The organism is Mycobacterium sp. GA-1199, assembly GCF_001500045.1.
Lineage (GTDB): Bacteria > Actinomycetota > Actinomycetes > Mycobacteriales > Mycobacteriaceae > Mycobacterium.
In genome coordinates, this window is the sequence record NZ_LQIX01000033.1 from 1 (window position 1) to 9,943 (window position 9,943).

6 protein-coding genes are annotated in these 9,943 nt (G+C 64.1%); 3 read left to right on the top strand and 3 right to left on the bottom strand.

Annotated elements, in window-relative coordinates:
• The coding region (locus tag AU198_RS18030; protein ID WP_197416155.1) for a cadherin-like domain-containing protein at positions 1-5,297 on the bottom strand (5,297 nt) is incomplete at its 3' end.
• 353 nt (positions 5,298-5,650) lie between these two features.
• On the opposite strand from AU198_RS18030, the gene AU198_RS18035 reads away from it, so the two are divergent.
• Entirely contained in the window at positions 5,651-6,283 is a 633-nt protein-coding gene (locus tag AU198_RS18035; RefSeq protein WP_064349878.1) for a PaaI family thioesterase, read from the top strand.
• Positions 6,280-7,140, top strand: coding sequence for a TIGR03619 family F420-dependent LLM class oxidoreductase (locus AU198_RS18040; RefSeq protein ID WP_064349886.1), 861 nt, complete (start codon positions 6,280-6,282; stop codon positions 7,138-7,140). The genes AU198_RS18035 and AU198_RS18040 overlap by 4 nt, the downstream gene beginning before the upstream one ends.
• Here the strand turns inward: AU198_RS18040 and AU198_RS18045 are convergent.
• Both AU198_RS18045 and glnA read right to left on the bottom strand, forming a co-directional pair.
• Positions 7,134-7,667, bottom strand: a complete 534-nt coding sequence (locus AU198_RS18045) for a DoxX family protein (protein ID WP_064349879.1) — start codon at positions 7,665-7,667, stop codon at positions 7,134-7,136. The genes AU198_RS18040 and AU198_RS18045 overlap by 7 nt on opposite strands.
• A 75-nt stretch (positions 7,668-7,742) precedes the next feature.
• Positions 7,743-9,179, bottom strand: a complete 1,437-nt coding sequence (gene glnA, locus AU198_RS18050) for a type I glutamate--ammonia ligase (RefSeq protein WP_064349882.1) — start codon at positions 9,177-9,179, stop codon at positions 7,743-7,745.
• Positions 9,180-9,332: 153 nt separating this feature from the next.
• Between glnA and AU198_RS18055 the strand changes: the two genes are divergently transcribed.
• Positions 9,333-9,815 carry an RDD family protein gene (locus AU198_RS18055; protein ID WP_064349885.1) on the top strand — a complete coding sequence of 161 codons (483 nt, stop codon included), beginning with the start codon at positions 9,333-9,335 and terminating at the stop codon, positions 9,813-9,815.
• Positions 9,816-9,943: the final 128 nt, after the last annotated feature.

Sequence of the window (9,943 nt, forward strand, 5' to 3'; positions counted from 1 at the left end):
CACGCGTGGCGGGGGGGGGGGGGGGGGGGGGGGGGGGGCGCGCCGGGGATGTTGAGCGGGTGAACGTCAACAGCGACACGAACCCACGTCGTCCTGCCATCTGGTTCCGTGACACCGACGAAGAAGTAGTCCCTGACGTCCGGTTCCTTAGCGGCGAGAACACGAACGGCCGCGCTTGGTCTGTAGGAGAACGCGCCGTCGGAGGAGATCGTGACAGCGCCACCGAGCCGACTCGTCGCGCCGCCGTGGTAGTTGAGCTCCTCGAAGTCAGGGTCGGTTCCCGTGACGCGGCCACGAATCACGCCGTCCGCCTGGTCGGGCGCCTCCTGGGTGATTTCGATTATGGGGCGACGGTTGAGGGGGCTGATCGGTACAGTGACCGGGATTACGGCGAGAGTCTCGTCTCCGTCCGTGACCGTAACCGTAAAGCCACCGGTCAACGAGGTGTCGGGCGCGTTGGCGGCGGCGGCATCCTGGCGCGCCGAGACCGTCGGAGTGAAGGTGTAGGCGCCGGTCGATGCATCGATGGTTACCGATCCGTTGCTGAGGTTGCTCGCACTGTAGGTCAACGTGCGGCCCGCCGAATCGGGAACAGTGATGGTTCCCTGTATTGCGCCGGTAGCCGGATCGGTGGGACGGTTGCTGGCCAATCCGGTCTTCTTCACCGCGGCGGCGGTTGCCTGGGCATTGGGGTTCACCGTGACGACGTCGAAACCGCGTCCCGTATGACCGTCGGCCAGCTGCATGGTGAAACCTGGTGTGTAGCCCACCGGTTGGTCTTCGGCCGGCGTGTAGGTCCACTGGTACTTTGATCCACCGATCCATTCGACTGTCGCGGTTCCATGGCTCGGCGGACTCACGATCGACACGTCGACGTAGTCGCCGTCGGCGTCGTGCACCGTGAAGGTTCCGGTGGTCTGTCCAGTGGCGGTATGCACCGTCTGTGTTGTGACGCTCTGGATGGGGCCTTGATTGGCGGGAGTGATCGGCACTGAGACGTCGCCACTTATCGTTGCACCCCGCGCGTCAGTCGCGGTCCAGCGGAAAGAAAAGACGTCGGGCCGGCCTCCGGTTTCCAGAGCGGCTTCGTGTCGACGCTCGTCTGTTGGGACGAACGTCCACGCCCCCGTGGTTCCGTCAACCGTGAACCTGCCATCCTCGATTTCGAAGAACCCATCGGTGGGCCGGCTTCCCCCGATCGGCTCGAACGTGTAGGAGATGCCGTCGCGATCGAGATCGGCGATGTTGAAGTGGCCTGATACTTCGCCGGTGATGGGGTCGGGTGTGCCGATGGTGGTCGGCGCGGTCTGTATGGGCGGAAGATTGGGCGCCGTCGAAGGTTGGATGGCGACGGTGACAACAGTGCTGACATAATCGCCGTGACTGTCGTAAGCGGTGATGGTGAAGGTATCGGACAAGTCGGCATCTACCGCGTCGCCAGCGGCGGCGTACGCCCGGGCGGATGCCGCCGGGGTGAATGTGAAGGCGCCGGTCTCACGGTCGACAGTCAAGCTTCCTTTCGCCGTGATCGTGGGACCGATGTAGGTGATGGTGTCGTTGTCGGGGTCGCTGGCGGTGACCTGGCCGGTGACCACTCCGGTTGAGGCGTCGGGTGTACCGACAGTAGTGGTACTTGCGACTGGCTTCGAATTCTGCTGGCCGACAGGAACTGTCACGACTACTGGGGTCGCGTTACCGCGGCCGTCCGACGCGATGATGGTGAAGGTGTCGTGTGTGTCTTCCTTGGTTGCACCCGCCGCAGTAGCGGCGTGACGGGCAGCGGCGGTGGGCGTGTAGGTGAAGGCGCCAGTGGTCGGGTCGACAGTGAGTGAGCCCTTGGTCGGTTGGTTGGCGGTGTAGGTAAGCACGTCACTGTTGGGATCGGAGAACGACACTGTTCCTGTCGTTTGTCCGGTGGCACTACTCCTAGTGGTAAGAGTGGCGCCGCTGCCGTTGCGGAACGGTGCTGCATTGGGAGTGGCGCCGGTCGGCAGGACTGCGACCGTGACGGTGACCGGCGTGACACCGCCATGCCCATCGTTAGCGGTGATGACGAATGTGTCCACCATGTCGGCGGCCGTTGCAGTCGGCGAGGCCGCCTGTTGCCGGGCGGTGGCCGTGGGTGTGTAGATGAACGAGCCGGTCGAATCGATGATGACGCTGCCCTTGGTGGGTATGGATGCGGTATAGGTCTGGTTGTCACCGTTACCGTCGAAGAACGACACCGATCCTGCAACCTCACCGGACGAGTCGGCTGTGCCCACAGTGGTCGGGTTGGGTGTGGGTGCCTTATTGGCTGGGCTGACTGTAACGGTGATGACCACGTCTTCGGTTCCGCCCCGCATATCGCTCGCACGGATGGTGAAACTGTCGATTTTGTCGTCTGCCGTCGCGGTGTCGGCTGCCGCCATATGGCGATAGTCGACGAACGCGTTGGCGACAGGTGTGTAGGTGAAAGCGCCGGTAGTGGGATCGACCGAGACGATACCCTTGCCGGGGGACGACACAATGTTGTACCGCAGGCTGTCGTTGTCGGGGTCGGTGAAAATCGCCGAACCTCTGACGGTGCCGCTATTAGTGCTGGGTGTGCCGACGGTGGGTGTCCCCGCTACGGGCGCGTTGTTGGTGGCGTTGCTCACGGGCACCACCGACACCGTGATACCGGTCGCGGTGATGCCGCCCTTGCCGTCGTCGGCCAGTACCACGACGGTGTCCTGCATTTCGGCCAGCGTCGCGTCGGTGGCAGCAGCCCGTTGCCGAGCCGCCTGGCTGGGGGTGTAGGTGAAGGCGCCGGTGGAGGGGTCGATGGCGATGCTGCCCCTGAGCGCTGGCGCCACTGTGTAGCTGAGGATGTCGCCATCGGGATCCGTGAACGGTACGGAGCCTGTTACCACGCCGGTGTTGATGTCGGTTTCGACGACGGGCGTCCCCGCTACTGGCGCGTCGTTGTGCGCGACGATGGCGATTTCCTTGGTTGAGGTACCGCTCGGCAGTCCACCGTCGTTGACGGTGAAGGCGATCGAGCGCGTTGTACCGACGGCCGCGGTGGTGTTGTGGTAGGTGACCGAACGCAGTGCGGTTTGGTAGTTCGCCACGCTGGAGGCGCCGGTCAGGGTCAGTACTCCGGTGACGTTGTTGTAGCTGCCGGTGATGTTGCTGCCAGCCGGCGCGGTGAAGTCAAGTGTCTCAGTCGAATCCGGGTTACCAATGGACACTGTCGCACCGGACAGCGTCGTGTTGTCGGGGTCGGCGAGCGTCAGTCCGTTGTCGATCGCGGCCGGCGCGGCCTGATCTGTGTAACTCGTCGTGCCTGATGAGGTGGTGACCGTCGGTGCGTCGTTGACGGCGGTGATGGTGACGGTCTTGGTGGCCGCTGTGCTGGGGGTGGTGCCGTCGGTGACGGTGAAGCTGACGGTGCGTGTGGCGGCCGGGGTGTCGCTGGCGTTGTGGTAGGTGACCGAACGCAGTGCGGTTTGGTAGTTGGCCACGCTGGAGGCGCCGTTGAGAGTGAGTACTCCGGTCGTGTTGTTGTAGCTACCGGTGATGCCGCTGCCCGCCGGCGCGGTGAAGTCAAGTGTTTCAGCCGAATTCGGGCTACCGATGGACACCGTCGCTCCCGACAGCGTCGTGTTGTCAGCGTCGGCGAGCGTCAGTCCGGTATCGATCGCCGTCGGCCCCGCCTGCTCGGTGTAGGAGGTGGCGCCCGACGAAGTGGTGACCGTCGGTGGCTGGTTGGGTGCGATCGGAGCGATAGCCACTTTGACCGTGATGGTTCCAGTGCCCCCGTAGCCGTCGGAGACTGTCACGGTGAACGTGTCTGTCTTCGCGGTCTTGGCGGCCCTCGGAACGCTCGCGGCTTGACGAGCTTCCAATGTTGGCGTGTACGTGAAGCTGTCGTTGGCGCTGTTGTACGTGATCGACCCTTTGCTGGTTGTCACGGGACCACTGAAGCTCAGGTCGTCGCCATCACGATCTCTCGCGGTGAGCGTTCCCGTGACTTCACCCGTCGCCGGGTTCGGCTTCCCCAGTGAGACTGCGCCATTGGTGGGCGCCGAGTTAACCGGAGTAACTGTGACAACAATCGGAACCTGCACTGAGTTGCCCTGCCCGTCATCGACGGTGAGTGTGAAGCTGTCTTCGCCGGCGCCGGTCGTCTCGGCATCGGGAGCAGCAGCGTTGTGGCGGGCGATGGTGGTGGGCGTATAGGTGAATCTGCCCCTTCTGTCGACAACCACGCTGCCCTTGGCGGTCGTCGTCGATCCGGTGTAGGTGAGTCGATCACCTTCGGGGTCATTCGCGATCAATTGGCCCTTGACCACACCGGTTTTGGTGGGCGGTGACGGGACGACCTCAACCGTGGGCGCGCTGTTCGCGGCCGAAGCGGCGAGCATGAGGCTGTTGTCGACATCGTCCCTCTTGAAGGTTTCGGCCTCGGGTGCATCCGGACCGGCGCCGAACCGACGAGTCGCCGCCGCCGCGAGTGCCCACATGACAGGCGAGTTCACCGGGACGCCCGGCGAGTTCGAGGAAAACGGGTTCAATAGCGTGGCGAGCACCCGAGTGACCACACTTGCCGGTTCGGCGGGTGTTGTCGGCGGGGCGCCGACCACGATGGACCCACTGGCGGGCACCGAGTGGGCTAGGGAACTGACAACCGGTTCGATCCGCGCGCCGGGAAGCGGCATCGAATTCACCACTGGAACGGCTATTCGAGCCGGCGGATCGTTGAACGAAGTGAATGAGGACGGGGGTTCGATGCTCATCGCGACTGCGCCTAGCGGCTTACCATTGTCGTTCGCAGTGGTGACAGCTTCCGATTGGCTCCGCTTCGGTGCCGCTTCAGGAAGCGGCTCGGAGATCAGGGGTTCAAGAATCTGGGGCGGGGCTGGCTGTGTGCTCAAGCCGGATTCTTCATCGGCCGTGCCGTTCGTGACCGTCGCCTCGGTCAAGTCATCCTTCGGCTTCTGCTGCGCGTCGTTCTCGCTAGTCTGAGCACCACTGCGCACCTCCCCGTTTGCCGAGATCACAACACCGTCGCCGAGCTGTAAAGAATCCTTCGACTCGGCGGTCGAGGCGGCTGCTGACGACTCGACGGGTGGGGCGGTTACCCCGTCCGGCGAGTTTTCCAGCTCCTGCGCGGCTTTAGGCGAGTCCGTAGCAGGCTCTGCTTTCGATGAGCTGACTGCGTTCGTCTGTTGACTGTCGCCATCGGTGCCGACCGAAGCGCTGTCATCCTGTGCCCACACCGCCCCTGGGTCGCTTGCTACTGCTATACCCACGCCCAGCGCGACTGCCAATGCCCCAATCCGACCGACGTACCTCGCGTAACCCATGACGCCCCCCCTTGCGAAGCAGTTGGTGATGCGCCTGGACGCTACCTGTGAATTTGCTTCGAGGAATCGGGGATTTCCCTATATTGACGCATCATTAACGCCATCGCCTCAGCGACCAATTCGTGCCGCACCATATGTTTGCTGAATTCGCTATCGAGTATCTTTGCCGAGGCAACAATTCGGGTCCACGATATTTGAAGAAGAATTGTTTCGGATCGACGCCCTCCGAGAACGGCCCGCGTCCGGTGCAGGCTTCGGAGGGCAGCGAACGACGGCTCATGGCGCACCCGCCGGATGCACTTTGTAGTGTCCGATGGATGAGCATGGACTTCGGGTTCGACGTGATCACCGACGAGGAGTACGAGCGTCAGCGCGCGCTGTACGGCCCGCTGACCGAGGCGGTGCGCCGGCTCATCTACGCGAGCCTGCACACCGAGATCGACGAGACCGCGGTGGCCGAGGCTCAACAGCGCATCGAGTCGGTCACGGAATTGCTCGAGAGCAAGCAGCACTCGAGCCTGCAGGTGGTTCACGAGGAGACCGGACGACCGCTGGCATGGGCCAATCCCGCTGTCGGACTGCGTAATGCGATCGCACCCCCGATGGTGATCCATCACGAGGACGACGGTCGCTGTTGGAGCGAGTTCACGCTGAGCGGCGCCTATGAGGGCCCGCCCGGGTGGGTGCACGGGGGCATCTGCGCGTTGGTGCTCGACCATCTGCTGGGCGAGGCGGCCAGCGATGGCCTGACCCAACCGAAGTTCACCGGGACCATCTCGCTGCGCTATCTGCGCGGCACACCGCTGGGGCCCCTGCGTGCCGAGGCGTTCGTGGAGCGGTCCGAGGGGGTCAAGACATTCGCCCGCGGATATCTGCTCGACGCAGAGGGACCCACGGTGGAGGCGGAGGGCGTGTTCATCCAGCCGGCGTGGGCGAGGGACGCCGGATGAAAATCTATGTCAGCCTGGCGTTCCTCGACACCGCGGAGGTCGTCGAGATCGCCAGGGCGGCAAACGATCTTGGATACGAGGGTCTCGGCATCCCGGACCACGTCGTCAACCTCGAGACGTTGCAGACGCCGTACCCCTACACCAAAGACGGCAGCAGGCGCTGGGAGCCGTTCACCGACTGGCCCGATCCGTGGGTGCTGATCGGTGGGCTCGCCCTGGTCACCTCGCAGATCCGCTTCGTCACCACCGTGTATCTGCCCGCAATGCGCGACCCGTACTCGGCGGCGAAGGCGATCGGCACGGCGGCCGTCCTGGCCGGCGGCCGACTCGAACTCGGCATCGGTGTCGGCTGGTGCGAGGAAGAGTTCACGCTGATGGGTCAGCAGTTCGCGCGGCGCGGAAAGCGCACCGACGAAATGCTCGACCTGATGAAGGAGCTCTGGAAGCCGGGCTGGACGGAGTTCGATCGCGAGTTCTACAAGACTCCGAAGCTGGAGATGGAGCCGACGCCGCCGCCGATCCCGGTGTACGTCGGCGGGCTTTCGGATATCGCGCTTCGCCGCGCGGCGCGCCACGACGGTTGGATCGGCGACCTGATCACCACCGACCGGGCCCTCGAACGCGTCGCCAAGCTGGGCGAGCTGCGCGCCGAAAAGGGTTTGACCATGGACGGTTTCGAGGTGCTGACCCCGCTGACCGACGCGTTCACCCCCGATCACTTCGACCGAGCGCAAGCCGGCGGCATCACCGGCATCATCACCATGCCGTGGATGTTCTACGCCGGCCCGCACGCCTCATTGGCCGAGAAGATCGACGGGATGAAGCGGTTCCGCAAGGACCTCGGCCTGGATCAGTAACGGGGGCGCCGGAAGCGGCTCAGCAGACCGCGGCGCCGGACCGGCTGCGCGGTAGCGGTGGCAGCAGGTGCCGCCGTTCCGGTCACCACGCGGCTCGGAGCCCCTGCGCCGACCCTGCGCCGGGCGTCGGCCGACCAGGCGCCCGCGCCCAAACCGGCGATCGCGAGGAAACCGAAGCAGTACAGCAGCACGACTTCGCCGCCGTTCTCCATCGGCCAGAAGCTCGCGGACGGGCCTTCGAGCGGAGGCCAGTGCTTCCAGAAATAGGCCACCGCCATCTCACCCGAAGCGATGAAAGCCGCTATGCGGGTGAACAAGCCGACGGCGATCAACAGGCCGGCCACGAGTTCGATCAGCCCGGCCCACCACAGCGGCCACGAGCCGGCCTCGATCGGGATCGGCGCCGCCACCGGCCAGCCGAACAGCTTCTGCGATCCATGTAGCGCGAAAAGCAGTCCAGCGATGATCCGGAAGAGGCTCAGAAACGGCGACGAGTAGCTGGAGAGGCGTGCGTCGAAGGTCGTCATGCGCGTTTACCCTACGCGCAGACACACTTCGGGCCGGGCGGTTTGACCCGCCCGGCCCGAAGTATCGACTGGTGTTTACACGTCGAAGTAGAGCGCAACCTCGTACGGGTGCGGCCGGATCTGGATCGGCAGAATCTCGTTCTCACGCTTGTAGGAGATCCAGGTCTCGATCAGATCCTCGGTGAACACGCCACCTTCGGTGAGGTAGTCGTGATCCTCTTCCAGCCTGTCGATGACCGCCGACAAGGAGGTGGGCGCCTGCGGAATGTTGGCGGCCTCCTCGGGCGGCAGTTCATAGAGGTCCTTGTCCACCGGGGTCAGCGGTTCGATCTTCTTCTTGATGCCGTCGATGCCGGCCATCAGCATCGCGGCGAACGCCAGATACGGGTTGCCGGAGCTGTCGGGGCAACGGAACTCGAGGCGCTTGGCCTTGGGGTTGTTGCCTGTGATCGGGATGCGAACACACGCCGAACGGTTGCGCTGGCTGTACACCAGGTTGATCGGCGCCTCGTAGCCGGGCACCAGGCGCTTGTAGGAGTTCACCGTCGGGTTGGTGAACGCCAGCAGCGACGGCGCGTGATGCAGGATGCCGCCGATGTAGTGGCGCGCGAGGTCCGACAGGCCCGCGTAGCCCGACTCGTCGTGGAACAGCGGCTGGCCGTCCTTCCACAGCGACTGGTGCGCGTGCATGCCCGAGCCGTTGTCGCCGAACAGCGGCTTGGGCATGAAGGTGACGGTCTTGCCGGCCTGCCATGCGGTGTTCTTGATGATGTACTTGAACAGCAGCACATCGTCGGCCGCATGCAGCATCGTGTTGAACTTGTAGTTGATCTCGGCCTGCCCCGCGGTGCCCACCTCGTGGTGGCCGCGTTCGAGCGTGAAGCCGGCGTTGATCAGGTTGGTGGCCATCTTGTCGCGCAGATCCACGTAGTGGTCGTACGGCGCGACCGGGAAGTAGCCGCCCTTCGGGCGCACCTTGTAACCACGGTTCGCGCTGCCGTCGGCCTCGACCGGTTCGCCGGTGTTCCACCAACCGGCCTCCGAATCCACCTCGTAGAAGGTGCCGTTGATCCGGGAGTCGAACGTCACCGAGTCGAAGATGTAGAACTCGGCCTCGGCGCCGAAGTACGCCGTGTCGGCGATGCCTGTGCTGGCCAGGTAATTCTCCGCCTTGCGGGCGACGTTGCGAGGATCGCGTGAGTAGGCCTCGCGGGTGAACGGATCGTGCACGAAGAAGTTCATGTTCAGCGTCTTCGCGGCACGGAACGGGTCGATGCGTGCGGTCTCGGGGTCCGGCAGCAACATCATGTCGGATTCGTGGATCGACTGGAATCCGCGAACCGACGAGCCGTCGAAGGCCAGACCGTCCTCGAAGACATCTTGGGTGAACGCCGAAGCCGGGATCGAGAAGTGCTGGACGACGCCGGGCAGATCGCAGAACCGGATGTCGACGTATTCGACATCCTCATCCTTGATCAGCTTGAGAATGTCGTCGGCCGTCTTTTCTGCCACTGAGTTTTCTCCTTTATCCAGTAACTCGCGGGTTGACGCTAGGGACACGATGTTGCACGGTCGTCAACCGAATGTTGCGCTGAAGTTACGCAATCACATCAGGGCCAGTCGCCGGCGGCCGATGGGATTTTTCAGTCCCATATCCTTCAGTGTATGGCCCGCACACTCGGGTCCTGGCTGTCGGGACCGGATCCGACCAGCGACGCGGGACCCCACGACTATCCCGGCAAGCGCCTCGGACTACCGGAGACCGGCTCCGGGTCCATCGCCCGGTTTGGCAGGCGGATCGCCGCACTGATGCTCGACTGGTTCATCGCATACGGGCTGGTGGGGCTCGCGGTGAACCTCGGATTCATCAGCAAGGACGCCCTCCTCTACTCGCCGCTGGGCTCGACGTCCATCGCCGTCGTCTGGCTCATCCTCGGCATCGTCTCGGTGCGGTTGTACGGCTTCACACCCGGGCAGTGGGCGCTGGGGCTCCGGGTTGCCTCCATCGACCACCGCCAGCACGTGGGCATCGGCCGCGCCGCGGTGCGCGGTCTGCTGGTGTTCTTCGTCATACCCGCGCTGTTCACCGACAGGGACTTCCGCGGTTATCAGGACCGCTTCACCAACACGGCGGTCCTCCGGCGCTGAGCGACGGCGTCCTTAGGGCACCGAAACCGACGCTTTGGTTGAAATTCCAGTCTTCGGTTCAGGGGGTCGATGCAACAGCACTCGTTTTGATTGAGGAGTGTTGTTGTGCCGCTTCCACCTCTTGCCTT

Coding starts and splice junctions, on each gene's coding strand:
- AU198_RS18035 (WP_064349878.1), top strand. CDS start 5,651: ATGAGCATGGACTTCGGGTTCGACGTGATCACCGACGAGGAGTACGAG.
- AU198_RS18040 (WP_064349886.1), top strand. CDS start 6,280: ATGAAAATCTATGTCAGCCTGGCGTTCCTCGACACCGCGGAGGTCGTC.
- AU198_RS18045 (WP_064349879.1), bottom strand. CDS start 7,667: ATGACGACCTTCGACGCACGCCTCTCCAGCTACTCGTCGCCGTTTCTG.
- AU198_RS18055 (WP_064349885.1), top strand. CDS start 9,333: ATGGCCCGCACACTCGGGTCCTGGCTGTCGGGACCGGATCCGACCAGC.